Here is a 17437-nt window from a genome sequence, read left to right on the forward strand (position 1 = left end):
GGCTAAGGCGGGCTCGGTGTGAGGTGGCCGCCCCCCTCCGTGGCCTGGATCCTGCGCGCTGCACGACGGATGACGACAAGGCGCGTATCGGCGGCCTGTGCGATCCGCTTTATTGTTGACAGCTCCGCATCCGAGCACTCCCCCATCACCTCGATCTCGACGAAGTGGCCGCCCCTGTCGTTGGAGACGCTTGGGCGGTGGCTGTAGGAGACGTAGAAGCTTTCGTGGCGCTCAATCGGTCGGACACGCGACCGCAAGAAAATGATGCCTGAGCCGAGATTCCCGCAGAACAGCAGCTCGTCGGCCGGTGTGGTCTTCGGCCCGTCGCCTTTCTGTCTGCGGCCGATCTGGCGGAAGGCCTGGTCGAACGTCGCCGGGTCGCGCGTGATCCGCGCCTCGCGGTCCTCATGGAATTTCCATGGTGGCCGCCAGGGGTTTAGCTTCCCGACCGCGATTTGATGGAGGAAATCGGCGAAGCTCGCCGGATCGGCCGGATACGGGCAGGCCCGCCAGATCTCGCGCACCCGCGCGCGCAGCGTGTCCGGAAGCGCGAAGAGCCGAGCGCGGCCCTTGCGCCACCAGGCAGCGCGCTGACGGCGGCGCTCGCGTTCGGCCTCGTCCCACCAGACAGCTCGACGGGCCATTTCCTCGTCGACGGAGAGCTGACCGGCGGCGATCTCTTCGGCGAAAAGCGGCAGCGCCTCGCGTTGGAGGCGCTGCTTGCGGAGAAATGCCGCGCGTTTACGCGACGTGTCTCCATAGGGTGCGGACCGATGCCAGCGACGAAAACGCATCACGCCGCCCTTCTGTCGATTGCGCCGGCGGCGGGAGCATCGGTCTCGGGAAGGAAGGACAAGATCCAGTCGGCCGCTCTGCTGGCCTGCGAGGCGGCGCGGACGATGGCGCGATTGTCCTCGCGTAGCACCTCCAGCCACGATCCGATATAATCGGCGTGTCGTACGGTCGGGACGATGCCGAGCGAGGCGCAGCAGAAGGCGGAGCTCATCTCGGCCACGAGCTCCTCGAACGCATACTTCCTGGTTCCAAAGGAACCGGAGAGATCGCGGTTCAGCCGGCTGTGGTGGCCGCTGGCGTGGCCGATCTCGTGGAGCGCGGTCCTGTGCCAGTTGATCGGCTCGAAATAGGCTTGCGGCGGTGGCACGGCCACGTAGTCGAGCGTAGGCATGTAGAAGGCCCGATCGCCACCAATGCGGAAGTCAATGGCGGTCGCCTTGATGAGAGCCTCGACCGTCGGTTCGATGAGGCCGGGCGGCGGGAGCGGCGCGGCAACGGTGATGTCGTCGGGCAGGCCCTCGCACTGGGCCGTGTTGAACACGGTGAACCGCTTGAGAAAAGGTATGGCCTGGGCTTCCTCGCCGCTTTCGCGCGCCCGCCGCTTCTCGTCCTCGGGGATGAAGCGGTCGGCATAGACGACGGTGGTGCCGTGCTCGCCCTTGCGGACATTTCCGCCAAGCGCGGCCGCCTGACGGTATGTGAGCCAGCCCTGACCGGGAAAGCCATGCTGTACGACTGCGCCCCAGAGGATGAGAATGTTGATGCCGCTATAGGCGCGGCCGGTGCTGGCGTTGTTCGGAAGCCCAAGCGGGGCTTTGGCCTCGGCCTTGCCCCAGGGCTGCACCCACGGGAAGCGCCCGGCCTCGAGGTCGGCGATGATCTTGTCGGTGATTTCGTCGTAAAGGTTCGTCCGGTCGGAGCCGGTGCGAGGGGTGCGGTCATGTCTGGACATCGCGGTTCTCCGCGACGGGCGCCGGGAGCCTCTCTCCCAGCCCTCAACCCGTCACGGCTAACCCAGTCCGCACTCTGACTCTCGGGGGGCGTTGCGGGGTCTCCCCGCAGAAGGGGGTGTGCCGGCGACTTCGGCGCCGGCCAGGGGGAAGACTTTCCCCCAAAGTTCTATCGGATCGTAAACCCGGGAAAACGCAAAGCCGACTATCAGTAATTACGCCCTTCAGGCGAGGTATCCGAAAACGGTTACTCAAGCCGAAACCGCATCCGCCAACCCGTCTATGAGCAGATCAAAAGCGATGCGCAGGTCCTCCTGCCGTAGCTTCTCGACCAAATCGCCGCAAGTCGGCAGGCCAATCTCGACGGACCTGCGACTCGTTCATTCGCATCAGCCGCGGACCAATTGCGCAGCCGCTTCGCCGGCGCTGTCCATATAGCTGGTGTCCCGGTGCAGAAGCACGACGGCGAATGCGCCATCGAGAAGAAGAACGATCTGCCGCGCGAGACGGCGCGCTTCGTCGGGGGCCCGGATTTCCTCCAGCACGACGCAGAGCCAGTCCTCGACCCGCTTCTTGTGCGCGCGGCCCGCGAGGATCGCCGGATGTCCCGGCAGGTGGATGAGCTCGACCGAAGTGCGCAGGAACCCGCACCCCTTCCACTTGGGATGCCGCGCAGACGCCGCCAGATTGCGGAAAATGCCTTGCACCTTGTCCGCCGTGTTGCCCTCGGTCTCGGCGAACCAGTGCTGGAACAACGCAAGGTTCGGCTGGTCGCGCGTTTCGAGATAGGCGGCGATCAGGTCGTCCTTGCTGCGGAAGTGATAATAGAGCGTTCGCTTCGTGAGCCCGACCTTTTCGGCGACCGCGTCGACGCTCACGGCGCGGATGCCTTCCGCGTGGAACAGCTTCCCGGCTGCCTCAATGATGCGCTCGCGTGTCGGTCTCAGTGATCTAGCCATGCCCGAATGTATACCGACTAGTGAATATACTCAACCGGCCTACACGTTTATCCTTCCGGCATGCGTAACCCGTCTTCAAACACCACTCTTATTGAAGGACAGCCGGTCGAGCTTTCCTCACCAGACGGTGTTCTGCTTGCCGGCCATCTCTGGCGGGTCCGGCAAGCGGACCCTATGGGGACCGTCATTATCAATCCTGCAACCGGGGTGCTCGCGCGCTATTACCATCGCTATGCCCGTTTCCTCGTGGAGCACGGATTCGACGTGCTGACCTATGATTATCGCGGCATCGGGCTGTCGCGGCCCGTCCGTCTGCATGGCTGCGGCTATCGCTGGCGTGACTGGGGCGAGCTGGATTTTGAAGCCGCCATCAGGTTCATAGAGCAGCAGGGTCGTCATGACAGAGTGCTGGTGGTCGGGCACAGCGTCGGCGGCTTCCTGCCGGGACTCGCTGCGAGTGCTCGCCGCATCGAGCGCATGCTGACCGTTGGCGCCCAATATGCCTGGTGGGGCGACTACGCCTTGCATCGGCGGCTCCACCTGTTTCTCAAATGGCATGTCGCGATGCCCGCGCTGACACTTGCCTTTGGCTATTTTCCCGGCCGCCGGCTGGGTTGGCTGGAAGACCTGCCGGCTGGCGTCGCTCTTGAATGGAGTTTTCGCCGGCCGCGTTTCGAGCATAGCCATCCGCGCGCGGTGAGGCGGGGCGCGCTCGACCGCATGGCTGCCGTCACGGCGCCGATCCTGGCAGTGGCCATGTCCGACGACGAGCTTGGGACGCCGGCCGCCATTCGCCGGACGTTGAAATACTACACCGGCAGCGCCGAGCGAATCGCGGTGCTGCTACGGCCGTCGGACTTTGGCCGCGACACGGTCGGACATTTCGGCCTGTTCCACGACAGCCATGCCTCCGGCTTCTGGCTGGAGACGCTTCTGTGGCTTCGCGACGGCCGAAATCCATGGCGCGGCCACGTCATCGATCCTTGAACGGGAGGTTTTCATGCACCGTCTCTTTTACTCGCCCGGCGCCTGCTCGCTCGCTATCCACATCGTGCTGGAGGAGATTGGCGAGCCTTACGAGGCCGAGGTCCGCTCAGCCAAAAACGGCGAAGGCACGACGACGGCGGACTATCTGGCGCTCAACCCGAAAGGCCGCGTGCCGGCGCTGACAGGCGTTCCCGGTGGCGCTGGAGGCGCACCGGACCTTTTAACCGAAGCCGTCGCCATCCTGTTGTTTCTTGCTCGAAGCCATCCCGAGGCGAAACTGCTGCCTGCCGATCCGGCCGGTGAAGCCCGATGCCTGGAATGGCTGAGCTGGATCTCGATCGATCTACACGGCATCGGCTATGGCCAGCTCTGGCGTCCGCACCGGTTCGTGGCCGATCCGGCGCTCCATGAGGCAGTGAAGAGCAAGGGGATGGAGAACATCCTCACCGCCTACGATCATATCGACCATATCCTGTCCGATGGCCGCGAATGGGCAGTGCCCAGCCAATACACGGTCGTCGATGCCTATCTGGTCGTGTTCTGGCTTTGGGGCCGGCGGATCGGTCTTGAGATGGACACGAGCTGGCCGAACTGGGCACAGCTGATGAACAAGGTGCTGGAACGTCTGGCGGTGAAGCAGGCGCTCGAGCTGGAGGGCCTGGCTTGAGATGATGTCCATCACGGCCCATCAGGCGTGCGTTGCCGATGTCAGATGCTCGAACAGACTGCGCGCGGGCGCGGTCAGCTCCGCTTCGCTGCGAACACAAACGGACAGTTCGCGCGTCGCCCAGCCGTCCTGAAGCCGAGCCATTGCAATACGTGCGGATCGCCTCAAGCGCCGCGCTGCCGTTTCCGGTACGATGCCGACGCCGACGCCCTCGCTGGCCATTCGGCAGATACCTTCGAAACTGCGAAGCGCTACGCGCAACTTCAACTTCGTCCCAAGCTGGCCAGCCTGCATCTCTAGGTGCTGTTGCAAAGCTCCGTCCGCCAAGGCGATGAAAGGATGATCGAGCAGATCGGCGAAGCGAAGCTGGGGCTTTTTCGCAAGATCATGGTCCAGCGCGAAGACGGCTACCAGCCGGTCGATGGCGAAGGGGTGCGATATGAGGTCGGCGATCTCGGCGGCGCTGGACAGGATACCGATTTCGGCAAAGCCCGCGGCAACGCTGCGCGCGATCTCAGAGCTTTGCCTTTCTTTCAGTTCGATGTCGATCTGTGGATGGGCTGCCATCCAGGGCGCGAGCCGTGCGGGCAGAAATTCCGTAACCGCCGCCGTATTGGCGAAGATGCGGACGCTTGCGCGCATTCGCTTGGCGTAGCGGGATATCTCACCGCGCATCTGCGCCATCTGATGCAGGATCGTGCGCGCATGGTGGGCGAGCGCCTCGCCGGCTTCGGTCGGACTGACGCCCCGCCGGCCGCGCTGGAGCAGCAGGACCTCGCCTGCGGCCTCCATGTCGCGCAACCGCTCGCTGGCAGCCGGCAGCGACATCCCTGCATCGGCCGCGCCATGGGTGATGCTACCGGCATCGACGACGGCCAGGAAAAGGCGCAGATCAATCAGGTCGAAACGCATGCTGAACGTATAGTCGCATTTTTGCCTTCGGCATAGCCGAAGTCACGCATCGGTCTTTCCGCATTGCGCGAAGACGTCCGCTCGACAGTCATGGGCAATGTTTGATCTTTCCACACCGTTACTGGCCGCAGTCGTTGCGACCTTCTTCGCGGCCGGCCTCGTCAAGGGCGTCACCGGCATGGGGTTGCCTACCGTGGCGATGGGCGTGCTTGGTGCCCTTGTCTCGCCGCTAGCGGCCGCAAGCCTGCTGATCGTGCCGTCCTTTGTCACCAATGTCTGGCAGCTCCTGGCCGGCCCGAACTTCGTCCCGCTCCTGCGGCGGCTCTGGCCGATGATGCTGGCTGTCGTCGCGGGAACCGTGCTCGGATCGACATGGATCGCCGGCGGCGACACAAAGCTTACGACAGCGTTTCTCGGCATCGCGCTCGTCGTCTATGCGGCCTATACACTGTTCGCGCGCCAGATCAGAGTTCCGCGCCGTACCGAGCCGTGGCTGTCACCGCTGATCGGCGCTATCACAGGAGCCGTGGCGGGGGGAACCGGCGTTTTCGTCATCCCGGCAGTTCCTTATCTCCAGGCGCTTGGTCTGTCGAAGGACGACCTCGTGCAGGCTCTCGGCCTCTCGTTTACCGTGTCGACGATCGCGCTCGCCATCGGACTTGGCGCGCATGGGGCATTCCAGGCCGATCGTCTCTCGCTATCGGCGCTCGCAGTCTTGCCAGCGCTGGCGGGCATGTGGGCGGGGCAGCGCGTTCGCAACCGGATCAGCCCGCTCGCCTTTCGCCGCGGCTTCCTGATTTGCCTGCTGCTGCTCGGCTGCGAAATGGCCACGCGGTCTCTGCTATGATTTGAGAAGTCTCGTGGGCACGCAAATCCACCAATGTGAGAGGCCGATTGTTTACTCTAACTTCGGCGAACCGGAACGTGGTCGGCACTCGATCTTCTGCTAAAAGCTCATAGAGCAGAGCACAAATAGCTGTTAGATCAAGTTACATTGGATTCCGGCGAGCACGAATCGGGAGGGCGGGAACGATGCATTTAAGGAAGCTTGCTGTCCGCAACTTTCGACGGCTACAAGATGTTGTTATCGACTTCGCATCTGATATTTCCATCTTCGTCGGCGCTAATAATAGTGGCAAGACGTCCGTCGGCCACGCACTCCAGCTCTTCACCGGCCATGGCCGTTTCAACATCCATGATTTCAGCGCGGATTTATGGCCGGGGATCGTGGCATTCGGTGCGGGCGACGACAGTCTGGCGTTGCCGACCATGGAAGTCGATATTTGGCTGGAAATCGGGGCGGAGGATGTTCATCGTGCCATTGACCTGCTGCCTAGTCTCGCTTGGGACAGCACCCTCGTCGGGATGCGTGTTGCCTATGCGCCGATAGACCCTGACGCGACACGTGACCGTTTCATTGAGGCCCGCGAGCGCGCGCTCGCTGCAGTCGAGAAAGATGCGAACGGCGCTCCGGTGTTTGACCCGGCGCCACGACACCTTCGTGATTATCTGCGCGATACTCTGCATGATGAATATGAGCTGCGCTACTTTGTGCTTGATCCGGCGCGGTTCGACACCGACATGGTCGCCGAGGACGGCTACATACCCTCGTCGCTTGCGGGTCGGGATCGCAGCGGCCGCGAAATTCTCAACAGCATCCTGCGCATCGATTTCCTGGACGCCCAGCGTCACCTGTCCGACAGCGCTGGAGGAGGTCGGGCCGAGGACCTGTCGCGAGTCCTCAGCCGCTTCTACGGGCGCAATCTTGAGCAGAAGGGTGACGACCTCGAGGCGCTTCGCGCATTGGCTCAATCGGAGATCGCGCTCAACCAGCATCTGGAGAGAGTGTTTGAGCCGACCTTGAAGAGCTTATCGAAGCTCGGATATCCCGGACTCTCCAACCCTCGCATGATGATCCGCTCCGCGCTCGATCCGGCACAGATCATGAGCAGCCGTGATGCGGCCTTGGTCCACTATGCGCTCGGCCCAGACGATGGTGCGGCCGATCCCCCGACATTGCCTGACCGCTACAACGGGTTAGGGTTCAAGAACCTCATATTTATGGTCGTTGAACTGCTCGACCTCCATGCGCAATGGCTGGCTATCGAAGAAAACCGTCCGCCGGTCCATCTGATCTTCATCGAGGAACCAGAGGCGCACCTGCACGCGCAGCTCCAGCAAGCTTTCATTCGCAAGGTGATGGACATCCTCGCGCTCAAGGGTGTCGACCGGACCGCTTACACAAGCCAGGTCGTCGTCACCACGCACTCGACCCATATCCTCTACGAGCGAGGCTTTCGGCCGATCCGCTATTTTCGGCGTTCGCGCGCGAACGCCGAGTCGACGTCCGACGTGCTCAACCTTTCTGCATTCTACGACAGCACCGCCCCGGATATTCGCACCTTCCTTGAACGCTACCTCAAGCTCGCGCATTGCGATCTGTTCTTCGCAGACGCCGCCGTGCTCGTTGAGGGCAATGTCGAACGGCTATTGCTGCCGCAAATGATCGAGACTGCTGCTCCGCGACTGCAATCGACATATCTCACCATTCTAGAGATTGGTGGCGCTTTCGGCTACCGCTTCAAGGCGCTGATCGAATTTCTCGGCCTCACCACCCTCATAATAACCGACCTTGACAGTGTGTTCGGTCCAGCGGTCTTGGCCGAAGGCGAAGACGCCGTCGTAGGCCAAGCTGGTGGGCCCACGGAACAGAGTGAGGCTGCCGCACAGGAGGAGCCCGATCTCGGCGCCGCTGACGAGGATGATGAAGGCGAAGAGGCGGCGCCAGCGGCGGGCGACAAGCCGGGCAAGGCCTGCATTGCCGGGCATCCAGGCGCGGCGACCTCCAATCAGACGTTGCTGCAATGGCTGCCTAAATGCGGGACCGTCGAGGCGCTCTGGGATGCGACGGCCGACGACAAGACTCAGGCTCGTGTGAATGACGATGACGCGCTTGTTCGGGTTGCCTATCAATGCCGCACTGACGTCAGTTGGGGTCACGATACGGCCGCGCTCGCAGGACGAACGCTTGAGGAGGCTTTCGCGCTTGAGAACCTCGAGTGGTGCCAGCACAAGGATCGCCGGCTGCTTCAGTTGAGGATCGCGAAGAACGACGAAAAGACGCTGGCTGAGCTCGTCAGCCGTATCCACAAGCGCGTTCAGGCGAAGAGTTTCAGCAAGACCGACTTTGCTCTGGCGTTGCTAGCTGAGGATCCGACCAAGTGGATTGTGCCGGAATATATCGCAGAAGGGCTACGTTGGCTGGAGGGTGAAATCGCGCCACCCGAACCGGAACCTGATGACGAGGACGAGAGCGAAGACGAAGGCAGCGATGGTGGGGCTGACGGCGAGCACGGCGACACTGGCGCTGAAGGCGCCGTCCACCTCGCCGTGTCCGCCGCTGGCAACGGTTTTGCCGCATGACCAGTCGCATCGGCAGCCCGGACACACCCGCGGACGTCGAGGTTCGTGCCTGTCTTGATGGAGAAGTTCCCCGTTCCTTCGTGATGGTCGCAGGGGCCGGCTCCGGCAAAACAACCTCGCTGATCAAGGCCCTTGACCATCTCGCTCGAACCCGTGGCCCTTCTCTGCGTCGCGCGGGGCAGCAGATCGCCTGCATCACCTATACAGAAGTCGCTGCCGGCGAGATTTCTGAGGATGTCGGCGTCTCGCCGCTATTCCACATCTCAACGATCCATAGCTTCCTGTGGTCGGTGATCCGGCCGTTCCAAAGCGACATTGCAACCTGGGTTGGCGTCAGAATCGAGGAGAAGATCGCCGAGCGGCGAGCGCATTACGAAAAGCCACGCACGCAGCCACGAACCAAGGCGCGGTTAGAGATCGAGATCGCCGAACTCGAGGCTCAGTTGGGCGCGATTGCGTCGGTGGATAGGTTCACCTACGGCACTGGCAGCAGCTATGCCGAAGGTATTCTGGGTCATGATGACGTCCTCAAACTGACGCCCTATTGTGTCGGCGCGCATCCACTGTTGCGCAGAGTGATCGCCAGCCGTTTCCCATTCATCTTTGTCGACGAAAGCCAGGACACCAACCCGGAAGTTGTCGAGGCATTGCGCTCGATCGCAGCCGAGCAGCCTAGATTGTGTGTCGGATTTTTCGGCGATCCGATGCAGAAGATCTATATGAGCGGCAGCGGCGCTGTTCCGCTTGACGAAGGCTGGGCAAACATCAGCAAGCCGGAGAATTTTCGTTGCCCGACGTCAGTTCTCGCGGTCGTCAACGCCATCCGCGCCGGCGGCGACGGTCTCGTCCAGACACGTGGACGCCGGATCAAGGTCGGCGAAGTAGAACAGCCCGTGGTTGGCACGGCCAACCTGTTCGTTCTGCCGGCCGACCATCAGCGAAGCGCTCGCCTCGCCGCGGTTCGTGCATGGCTCGCAGCGCAAACCGAAGACGAGCTTTGGCTGAGCGATGTCTCCGAGGGCGATGTCAGGCTGCTGGTCTTGGTTCACCGGATGGCCGCCGTCCGGCTCGGCTTTCCGAGCCTCTACTCTGCGCTCAACGATCACGCCCCGACCAGCTTTGCCGAAGGAATCGCTGACGGCTCCGCCTGGCCGCTTCGACCTATAGCGCAACAGATCCTGCCGATCGTCTCGGCAGTTCGGCAAGGCGACCGCTTTACGGTCATGTCGATCCTGCGTCTTGCCAGCCCCAAGCTCCAGCCCGATCGCCTGCGTGGCCAGCCAGCGGCGGCTGTGCTGACAGGACTGCAGCATGCGGTCGATCACCTTGTAGCGATGCTTGCTGACGGTTCGCAAGCGACAGTCGGCGCGGTAATGCGGCACGTCCACGATACGGAACTGCTTCGACTGGATGACCGCTTCGGACCGCATCTCGTTGACGGGCCGGTGGACGACGGTAGCAGCGGCTTCGCAAATGTTCAGGCTTTACTCGCCTGTAGCGTCAACGAGCTCTGGGCGTACCGCCGCTACTTCACCGAGGAGTCGCCGTTCGCGACGCACCACGGGGTGAAGGGAGCGCAGTTCGAGCGGGTCCTCGTCGTGGTGGATGACGAGGAGGCGGCGTTCCACCAATACTCTTACGGGAAATACTTCGGCTACGTACCGCTTTCTGAGAATGACCAAGCCCGGATTGAGGCTGGCGAAGAGACGGTCCTCGATCGCACCCGGCGTCTTTTCTACGTATGCTGCTCACGCGCCATGACGGATCTTGCCGTGGTGCTCTTCGTGCCGGACGTGCCGGCGGCGCTCGCCGCAATCGCAGAAAAGGGGTTGTTCCCGGACACCTCGATTTGGGGCGTTGAGGCGCTCGCCTGATCAACGGGAGCGAATCGCACCACCGTGGTATCCGTTTCGGCGCCATGAAAACAGCGACTGCCTCAGGCCGAAGGCTTCAAGAGGTGAAGGCGGGGATATCCCAACCGGGAGGATCGTAGATCTTCGAACGTTTGATCTGGCCCGAGAAGCCCGTCGCTTTCGCGATTGCCGCCCTGTCGGCCTTCCAGCCCCGTCGATCCCGGTTCGGATCGGCCATGATCTGTGTGATCATATCGTGAGGGTCGACCGGATACCGATAAAGACCGCGGGGATCGCAGTTGCCCGCATCGCCGAAGTGGTGCAAGCGTATTTCGGCCTCGTGCTTGAAGGCCCGACGCTTGAGAAGAAGCGATCGGACGAGTCCTCGTGCCGAGATTTCCAGGCGTCCGTTGTTGGCCAGATATTCCTTCAGGACCGGCTCGGTTTCATAGCTGACGGCGCCTACAAAACAGGTGTCTTGAGGCATGCGAGGGTGAGCTGCGGCAAGCGATGTCAGCAGTTTGCGTGGCGTCGAACGGATACGCAGATACCTCTTACTCGGATCGTTCGCATAAATTCCCCACATCGCTTCCGAGAGGCTGTGCCGCGTCCAGCATTGGCCGACGAAATCATCCTTGAAACCGTAATCGAACCGTTCTCCATCCAACGTTCCGCCGAGGTTGAGCTGGAAATTCTCAAACTTATCCTTCCAATTGCTGATCTTGCTCAGGACGTTCTGGCTGTCGCTGAACAGCGTGAAAACGTACTCCTGCGGCATGATGCGATAGATGTGTTGATCGAGTTCCTTGTCGTCCAGATTCAGGAAATTCATTCTTGTTGTTCCCCCCATTATGACACTCCTAGTTCGAACACGCTATTTGGCCTGACGCGCCGCTTCGTCTCGTCGCCGTTGAACGATGCTTTCCATCAGACGCGGCTGTGGCGTCCTGCCGAAGCGGTTCTGAATGAAGCGCGCCTGATTCTGATCCATGCCGTAGACGAACCGCGATGCGCCTTCGACGACCTGCCGATTGCATTCCTTCACGAGAGCGATCTGGTTTGTGCGCAGGACTCCATCGAGAAAGCCGCGATCATGGGAGGCGATGAAGAGAAGGCGCGGACCAATCGGCAGCGCGATATGGTCACCCTCCTGATCGAGGCCATTCGTCCTGATTATCGGGCGGTCGGAGGTCAGGAATGCGGGGGCGGCTGGCGGTGATTGCAGCACGCGCCAGTCCATTTCGTTGATTTTGCCGCCAACGCTGTCGTGGTCGACCAGGGAATAGAAGACCTGGAACTGATGGCGTTCCTTGATGCCTAGCGGTTGGCCGGCGAGGAACTCGGCAAAGGTCTCTGGATCTTCAGCGCCGCGCGCAGCCTGATAGCGCGCTTCAGCGTCAGCGTCGGTGCGGCTGAAATCCTCGTGCCACCATTCCCTGAAAGCCTCGATATCCTCGGGGCAACGCAGCAGCAGCGACAGGAGAAACCTCGTCCACGCCGAGCGGCTATGGCTGTCCCAAGGCGCCTGGTGGCCGTGTCGTTCGAGCATGGTGAGCGCGTTGGACGCCCAGGTATCGAGCGGCTTGAAAAACTTTTCTTCAACCTGCTGCGCAAGGCTCGGCTCAAAGCCCTTCAGTTCATACAGGCGCTCCTGATACCCGGTGCGATCAGGCATGATCCTTCTCGCGACGATGTCATGACGCGGTTTGGTGAACTCCGTGACCTTGCCGTCGCCACCCGCCCATCTTCTCAGGTAAAACGCTGGAATATAGTGATGCTTCGTTGGAGGGTTTGACGTCATGTACTGTATTAAGCCGATTTCGCGATATTACCTCAAACGATAACAAGTACAGAATGTGATTTCACCGGAAATTCTTGCCTTTCACCGTTATCTCGCCGATGTTGGCGTGACCGTCCGACAAGGTCCGGCCCCGGAACGGGCTCGGCAGCAGGCCGCGCGGATCTGGCGCCGGAGTACCGTGATGGTGCGCGTCCCCGCATCCGCTAAATGCCGGTTTGGGCGTCAGCGAGTGAGGCTGCGATCGCGGCCATCGAGCGGAAAAGAACAAGCGGATCGTCCCGCGTGGGAAGGAAACCACGCCGTTGCCAGAACTGCGCGGCTTCATTATCCACGGCGTTGACCATCAGCGCGCGCCCGCCGATCAGACTTGCGGCCTGAACGCAGCGCTGAAGCGCATGCTTTACCAGGCCCGTGCCAATGCCGCGCCCCGACCATTCCGTATCGGTGGCAAGCTGGCCGAGAAGAAGGCAGGGGACCGGATCGGGCGGCTGACCAGTGCGGATCGAGCGCGGCAGCACTCCCGGGACAACGGCGGTCGGAGCAAGACCGTAGTAGCCGACGACACGTCCAGCCTCGTGAACAACGAGAACGGCCGTGAAACCCTTCTGCTGATTGGACAGAGCGCGTGTCTTCAGCCAGTGATCAAGCGTCGGGTTTCCACAGGAGAACTCCGACACGTCATGCGTGGCGGTGAGTGGTTCGGGAGCCGATAGCGCCACGATTTACCGCTTGGGCTCATAACCGGCTTCCCAGGGCGCCGGCCGCCTGGCCAGTTCGACCATTTCGGGAACCGGAGCTGCCGGGGCGGCGAGAACCTCTATGAATCCGGCGAACCCTTGCGGGCTCATGCGGATCAGGCTTTGTTCCATGACGACTTCTTCGGCCGCACGCACCGCAGCGTCACGCACGAAGTCGGTTCGCGAGCGCCCACGCAGCGTTGCCGCGCGATCGATCATCGCGACATCCGCTTCCGGCAGTCGCATCGAGATTGGATATTCCTTACGTTCGGCATTGGCGGCCATAAATTTTCTCCTTGACCGCATGATAAGAGATTGTATCGTAAAACGCAATACGCTACGATGGCGTTCATGTTGAGCGATCTGAAAAATGCCATCTCGGTGCGACCGATGGTCGGTTCGGAGACAAAAGCGAACAGGTTATTTCGCTATGCCACAGCGCGCGGACGTACGCCGCGCCGCGCCAGCATACGCCGGAACACAGCAATAGTCGCCGAGCATTCTATCGTGTTTTCAGTTGCTTATACTTCATATCCGGCAAACTCTACCGGGCATGAGCGTGCGATCAACCCATACTCCGGCGAAAATGAAGAGAAGCGAGCGCGAAGAGCTGCTCGAATCTCTTCTGCTCAACGAACCGGAACTTACCTTTACTCCTCGTGGCGATCCCGACCCGCGGCTTTTGCGTTTGGTGGACTTTTTGGCGCGGCAAGCTGCGCGGGAATGCTACGCGGAGGAAGTGAAGGCGACGAGGCGACGGGGGAAGCGCGCCTCTTGATGCAGAGAGGAGACGCGCATTGAAGATCGCGATCTACGCCCGCTATTCGTCCGACAGTCAACGCGACGCGTCCATCGCCGACCAGTTTCGGATGTGCCGCCTTCATGCTGAGAAGCAGGGTTGGACCATTGTCGAGGAATACTCTGACCACGCCGTTTCCGGCTCCAGCATGATCCAGCGCGCTGGCATCCAGGCGCTGATCATGGATTCCAGCCGCGGCCGTTTCGACCTGGTCATGGCCGAGGCGCTGGATCGGATCAGCCGGGATCAGGAAGACATCGCCGGCATCTACAAGCGCATGCGCTATGCCGACGTGAAGATGCTCACCCTGTCGGAGGGCGAGATCAGCGAGTTGCATGTCGGGCTCAAGGGCACGATGAACGCGCTCTTCCTGAAGGATCTGGCCGACAAGACCCGCCGCGGGCAGCGTGGCCGTGTTGAGGCCGGAAAATCGGGCGGCGGCAATTCCTACGGTTATGACGTGGTAAAGAGGTTCGACGCCAACGGCGAACCGATCCGCGGAGACCGCACGATCAACGAGGCTCAAGCCGAAGTCGTCCGCCGCATCTTCCGCGACTATGCCGCCGGCAAGTCGGCCAAGACCATAGCCTTCGCGTTGAACAAGGCGGGTATCGCCGCCCCGTCCGGCGGAGATTGGGGCTTCAGCACGATCAACGGCAACCCCAAGCGGGGGAACGGCATCCTCAACAATGAGATGTATGTCGGCAAGATCGTCTGGAACCGCCAGCGCTTCGTGAAGGACCCCGATACAGGCAAGCGCCAGGCTCGCCCCAATCCCGAATCCGATTGGGTCGTTCAGGAGGCGCCGGAGCTGCGCATACTCGACGACGATCTCTGGAAGGCCGTGAAGGCGCGACAGGGCGAAAACCGGACGGAGAGGGACGAGAGCGGTGTCGCCGATATCCGCAAGATGAACTATCGCCGCCGACCCAGGTATCTCTTTTCCGGCCTCACGCGTTGCGCTTGCTGCGGGGGCGGCTATTCGGCGATCTCAGCCACATTGATCGGTTGCTCGACAGCGCGCAACAAGGGAACCTGCGACAACCGCGTCAACATCCGGCGCGAGGAACTCGAAGCACGGGTGCTCAACGCGCTCCGGACCCGCCTCGTTGATCCCGAACTGTTCGCCCGGTTCTGCGAGGTGTTCACCCAGGAAATGAACCGGCTGCGCATGGAAGGCCGCGCGGGGATCGCCGCGGCCGAGGCGGAGGTCGCCAGGATCGACCGGGAGCTCGATACACTGCTCAACCTGATCCTCAAGGGCGGCGCAGCGGATGCGATCAACGCGAAGATGGTCCTGCTGGAAGCCCGGAAGAAGGAGCTGGCGCTGTTCCTAGCCGAAGCCGAAGAGCCGCCTCCACTTCTCCATCCCTCCATGGCGCTGCAATATCGCAACCGCGTCCAGCAGCTCTACGAGGCCTTGCAGGATGAAGAGGAAGAGACGCGGATAGAGGCAGCGGACATCCTGCGCTCTCTCGTGGACAGGATTTTGCTGACCCCTGTCGAAGGTAAGGTGGAGATCGACGTCCAGGGCGATCTCGCTGGAATCCTTATGATTTCCGCCCAAACGAAAAACCCCGCCGGTGGGCGGGGTGGATCGCAAGTAAAGATGGTTGCGGGGGCAGGATTTGAACCTGCGGCCTTCAGGTTATGAGCCTGACGAGCTACCGGGCTGCTCCACCCCGCGCCAGGGTGTTTATTATGAACCGGTTGGGTATTTTTTCGCGGTTGCCGCGTTGAATGTCTGTTTTGTATTGATTTGAGAAGATGGAATTATTTGTGTGCTTAGCAGACCTGGCAGCGACCTACTCTCCCGTGTCTTAAGACAAAGTACCATTGGCGCTGGAGCGTTTCACGGCCGAGTTCGGAATGGGATCGGGTGCAGCCGCTCCGCCATAACCACCAGGTCGGCGAAGAACACAAATATGAGAAGCTGATTGTCTTTCGTGCTTTTATCATCATCAAGCTTTGCTTGATGGATATTGTAAATGGGAGTGATCAAGTCGATCGAGCTATTAGTACCGGTAAGCTACATGCGTTGCCGCACTTCCACACCCGGCCTATCAACGTGGTAGTCTTCCACGGCTCTGATAGGGAATACTCGTTTTTAGGTGGGTTTCCCGCTTAGATGCCTTCAGCGGTTATCCCGTCCGTATATAGCTACCCTGCTATGCCGTTGGCACGACAACAGGTCCACCAGAGATACGTCCATCCCGGTCCTCTCGTACTAGGGACAGATCCTATCAATATTCCTACACCCACGGCAGATAGGGACCGAACTGTCTCACGACGTTCTGAACCCAACTCACGTACCGCTTTAAATGGCGAACAGCCATACCCTTGGGACCTGCTCCAGCCCCAGGATGCGATGAGTCGACATCGAGGTGCCAAACAACCCCGTCGATATGGACTCTTGGGGGTCATCAGCCTGTTATCCCCGGCGTACCTTTTATCCGTTGAGCGATGGCCCTTCCACGCGGGACCACCGGATCACTATGACCGACTTTCGTCTCTGCTCGACTTGTCAGTCTTGCAGTCAGGCAGGCTTATGCCATTGCACTCGACGAACGATTTCCGACCGTTCTGAGCCTACCATCGCGCGCCTCCGTTACTCTTTAGGAGGCGACCGCCCCAGTCAAACTACCCACCATACACGGTCCTGGACCCGGATAACGGGCCGCAGTTAGACATCCATATAGATAAGGGTGGTATTTCAAGGATGACTCCACAATGGCTGGCGCCACTGCTTCAAAGTCTACCACCTATCCTACACATGTCGACACGAATGCCAGTGTAAAGCTATAGTAAAGGTGCACGGGGTCTTTCCGTCTAACCGCAGGAACCCCGCATCTTCACGGGGAATTCAATTTCACTGAGTCTGCGTTGGAGACAGCGGGGAAGTCGTTACGCCATTCGTGCAGGTCGGAACTTACCCGACAAGGAATTTCGCTACCTTAGGACCGTTATAGTTACGGCCGCCGTTTACTGGGGCTTCAATTCAATGCTTGCACATCTCCTCTTAACCTTCCAGCACCGGGCAGGCGTCAGACCCTATACGTCGTCTTGCGACTTCGCAGAGCCCTGTGTTTTTGGTAAACAGTCGCTACCCCCTGGTCTGTGCCACCCTCATCTAGTTGCCTAAATAAGGGTCACGCTTCTTCCGAAGTTACGCGTGCATTTTGCCGAGTTCCTTCAACGCAGTTCTCTCAAGCGCCTTGGTATTCTCTACCAGTCCACCAGTGTCGGTTTAGGGTACGGTCTATATGCAGGAGCTATTTCCTGGAACCGCTTCGCTGCACATTCAATCCAATAAGAATGTACAACACACGCAATCCGTCACTACCTGCAGGCCCACGAATATTAACGTGGTTCCCATCGACTACGCCTTTCGGCCTCGCCTTAGGGGCCGGCTAACCCTGCTCAGATTAACTTTAAGCAGGAACCCTTGGACTTTCGGCGAGGGAGTCTCTCACTCCCTTTATCGTTACTCATGTCAGCATTCTCACTTCCGATACCTCCAGGATGTCTCACGACTGTCCCTTCACAGGCTTACG

The 17437-nt window shown here is 60.7% G+C and carries 14 protein-coding genes, 1 tRNA gene and 2 rRNA genes (1 of these 17 cut by a window edge); 6 read left to right on the forward strand and 11 right to left on the reverse strand.

Features of this window, described 5'->3' with window-relative positions:
- Nucleotides 1-2: 2 nt before the first annotated feature.
- The 3 genes from CEV34_RS04015 to CEV34_RS04025 form a co-directional block, all read right to left on the reverse strand.
- Entirely contained in the window at nucleotides 3-794 is a 792-nt protein-coding gene (locus tag CEV34_RS04015) for a hypothetical protein (protein WP_094543289.1), read from the reverse strand.
- Nucleotides 794-1747 (reverse strand): ArdC family protein, encoded by a 954-nt coding sequence (locus CEV34_RS04020; protein ID WP_094543291.1) that lies wholly within the window; start codon nucleotides 1745-1747, stop codon nucleotides 794-796. The genes CEV34_RS04015 and CEV34_RS04020 overlap by 1 nt, the downstream gene beginning before the upstream one ends.
- Before the next feature lie 387 nt (nucleotides 1748-2134).
- Nucleotides 2135-2704, reverse strand: a complete 570-nt coding sequence (locus tag CEV34_RS04025; protein ID WP_094543292.1) for a TetR/AcrR family transcriptional regulator — start codon at nucleotides 2702-2704, stop codon at nucleotides 2135-2137.
- Nucleotides 2705-2764: 60 nt separating this feature from the next.
- Between CEV34_RS04025 and CEV34_RS04030 the strand changes: the two genes are divergently transcribed.
- Nucleotides 2765-3691 carry an alpha/beta hydrolase family protein gene (locus CEV34_RS04030; RefSeq protein ID WP_094543294.1) on the forward strand — a complete coding sequence of 309 codons (927 nt, stop codon included), beginning with the start codon at nucleotides 2765-2767 and terminating at the stop codon, nucleotides 3689-3691.
- A gap of 13 nt (nucleotides 3692-3704) precedes the next feature.
- Nucleotides 3705-4358: a glutathione binding-like protein gene (locus tag CEV34_RS04035; protein WP_179253463.1), complete on the forward strand. Its 654-nt coding sequence runs from the start codon at nucleotides 3705-3707 to the stop codon at nucleotides 4356-4358.
- A gap of 21 nt (nucleotides 4359-4379) precedes the next feature.
- Here the strand turns inward: CEV34_RS04035 and CEV34_RS04040 are convergent, their stop codons facing one another.
- Nucleotides 4380-5270, reverse strand: coding sequence for a LysR family transcriptional regulator (locus tag CEV34_RS04040; protein ID WP_094543298.1), 891 nt, complete (start codon nucleotides 5268-5270; stop codon nucleotides 4380-4382).
- Between the two features lie 97 nt (nucleotides 5271-5367).
- Here CEV34_RS04040 and CEV34_RS04045 point away from each other — a divergent pair, with 97 nt between their 5' ends.
- From CEV34_RS04045 to CEV34_RS04055, 3 genes are all read left to right on the forward strand, one after another.
- Nucleotides 5368-6117 carry a sulfite exporter TauE/SafE family protein gene (locus CEV34_RS04045; RefSeq protein ID WP_094543301.1) on the forward strand — a complete coding sequence of 250 codons (750 nt, stop codon included), beginning with the start codon at nucleotides 5368-5370 and terminating at the stop codon, nucleotides 6115-6117.
- Nucleotides 6118-6302: 185 nt separating this feature from the next.
- Entirely contained in the window at nucleotides 6303-8693 is a 2391-nt protein-coding gene (locus CEV34_RS04050) for an AAA family ATPase (protein WP_094543303.1), read from the forward strand.
- The gene (locus tag CEV34_RS04055) at nucleotides 8690-10567 is read left to right on the forward strand and encodes a UvrD-helicase domain-containing protein (protein WP_094543304.1); all 1878 of its coding nucleotides are present in this window, start codon (nucleotides 8690-8692) and stop codon (nucleotides 10565-10567) included. The genes CEV34_RS04050 and CEV34_RS04055 overlap by 4 nt, the downstream gene beginning before the upstream one ends.
- A 76-nt stretch (nucleotides 10568-10643) precedes the next feature.
- Here CEV34_RS04055 and CEV34_RS04060 read toward each other — a convergent pair whose 3' ends face one another.
- From CEV34_RS04060 to CEV34_RS04075, 4 genes are all read right to left on the reverse strand, one after another.
- On the reverse strand, nucleotides 10644-11396 hold the full coding sequence (locus CEV34_RS04060) for a DUF2971 domain-containing protein (protein WP_143853305.1): 753 nt from the start codon (nucleotides 11394-11396) through the stop codon (nucleotides 10644-10646).
- Between the two features lie 24 nt (nucleotides 11397-11420).
- On the reverse strand, nucleotides 11421-12347 hold the full coding sequence (locus tag CEV34_RS04065; RefSeq protein WP_064332037.1) for a DUF4238 domain-containing protein: 927 nt from the start codon (nucleotides 12345-12347) through the stop codon (nucleotides 11421-11423).
- A gap of 203 nt (nucleotides 12348-12550) precedes the next feature.
- Nucleotides 12551-13066 carry a GNAT family N-acetyltransferase gene (locus CEV34_RS04070; RefSeq protein ID WP_064332036.1) on the reverse strand — a complete coding sequence of 172 codons (516 nt, stop codon included), beginning with the start codon at nucleotides 13064-13066 and terminating at the stop codon, nucleotides 12551-12553.
- A 3-nt stretch (nucleotides 13067-13069) separates the two neighbouring features.
- Nucleotides 13070-13369 (reverse strand): type II toxin-antitoxin system TacA family antitoxin, encoded by a 300-nt coding sequence (locus CEV34_RS04075; protein WP_064332035.1) that lies wholly within the window; start codon nucleotides 13367-13369, stop codon nucleotides 13070-13072.
- A gap of 512 nt (nucleotides 13370-13881) precedes the next feature.
- Here CEV34_RS04075 and CEV34_RS04085 point away from each other — a divergent pair.
- Complete coding sequence (locus CEV34_RS04085) at nucleotides 13882-15537, forward strand: recombinase family protein (RefSeq protein ID WP_084438349.1); 1656 nt, start codon at nucleotides 13882-13884, stop codon at nucleotides 15535-15537.
- Here CEV34_RS04085 and CEV34_RS04090 read toward each other — a convergent pair.
- The 3 genes from CEV34_RS04090 to CEV34_RS04100 form a co-directional block, all read right to left on the reverse strand.
- A tRNA-Met gene (locus CEV34_RS04090) sits at nucleotides 15494-15570 on the reverse strand. The genes CEV34_RS04085 and CEV34_RS04090 overlap by 44 nt on opposite strands.
- Before the next feature lie 105 nt (nucleotides 15571-15675).
- Nucleotides 15676-15790, reverse strand: a 5S ribosomal RNA gene (gene rrf / locus CEV34_RS04095).
- Nucleotides 15791-15877: 87 nt separating this feature from the next.
- Nucleotides 15878-17437: ribosomal RNA gene (locus CEV34_RS04100) — 23S ribosomal RNA — on the reverse strand (it continues 1347 nt past the right edge of the window).

The sequence above is a fragment of the Brucella pseudogrignonensis genome (genome assembly GCF_002252525.1).
Classification (GTDB): Bacteria; Pseudomonadota; Alphaproteobacteria; order Rhizobiales; family Rhizobiaceae; genus Brucella; species Brucella pseudogrignonensis.

What these genes read in the sequence shown, in the direction of transcription:
- CEV34_RS04030 (WP_094543294.1), top strand. Translation starts at nt 2,765, where the DNA reads ATGCGTAACCCGTCTTCAAACACCACTCTTATTGAAGGACAGCCGGTC.
- CEV34_RS04055 (WP_094543304.1), top strand. Translation starts at nt 8,690, where the DNA reads ATGACCAGTCGCATCGGCAGCCCGGACACACCCGCGGACGTCGAGGTT.
- CEV34_RS04025 (WP_094543292.1), bottom strand. Translation starts at nt 2,704, where the DNA reads ATGGCTAGATCACTGAGACCGACACGCGAGCGCATCATTGAGGCAGCC.
- CEV34_RS04020 (WP_094543291.1), bottom strand. Translation starts at nt 1,747, where the DNA reads ATGTCCAGACATGACCGCACCCCTCGCACCGGCTCCGACCGGACGAAC.
- CEV34_RS04015 (WP_094543289.1), bottom strand. Translation starts at nt 794, where the DNA reads ATGCGTTTTCGTCGCTGGCATCGGTCCGCACCCTATGGAGACACGTCG.
- CEV34_RS04075 (WP_064332035.1), bottom strand. Translation starts at nt 13,369, where the DNA reads ATGGCCGCCAATGCCGAACGTAAGGAATATCCAATCTCGATGCGACTG.
- CEV34_RS04045 (WP_094543301.1), top strand. Translation starts at nt 5,368, where the DNA reads ATGTTTGATCTTTCCACACCGTTACTGGCCGCAGTCGTTGCGACCTTC.
- CEV34_RS04065 (WP_064332037.1), bottom strand. Translation starts at nt 12,347, where the DNA reads ATGACGTCAAACCCTCCAACGAAGCATCACTATATTCCAGCGTTTTAC.
- CEV34_RS04050 (WP_094543303.1), top strand. Translation starts at nt 6,303, where the DNA reads ATGCATTTAAGGAAGCTTGCTGTCCGCAACTTTCGACGGCTACAAGAT.
- CEV34_RS04060 (WP_143853305.1), bottom strand. Translation starts at nt 11,396, where the DNA reads ATGGGGGGAACAACAAGAATGAATTTCCTGAATCTGGACGACAAGGAA.
- CEV34_RS04040 (WP_094543298.1), bottom strand. Translation starts at nt 5,270, where the DNA reads ATGCGTTTCGACCTGATTGATCTGCGCCTTTTCCTGGCCGTCGTCGAT.
- CEV34_RS04035 (WP_179253463.1), top strand. Translation starts at nt 3,705, where the DNA reads ATGCACCGTCTCTTTTACTCGCCCGGCGCCTGCTCGCTCGCTATCCAC.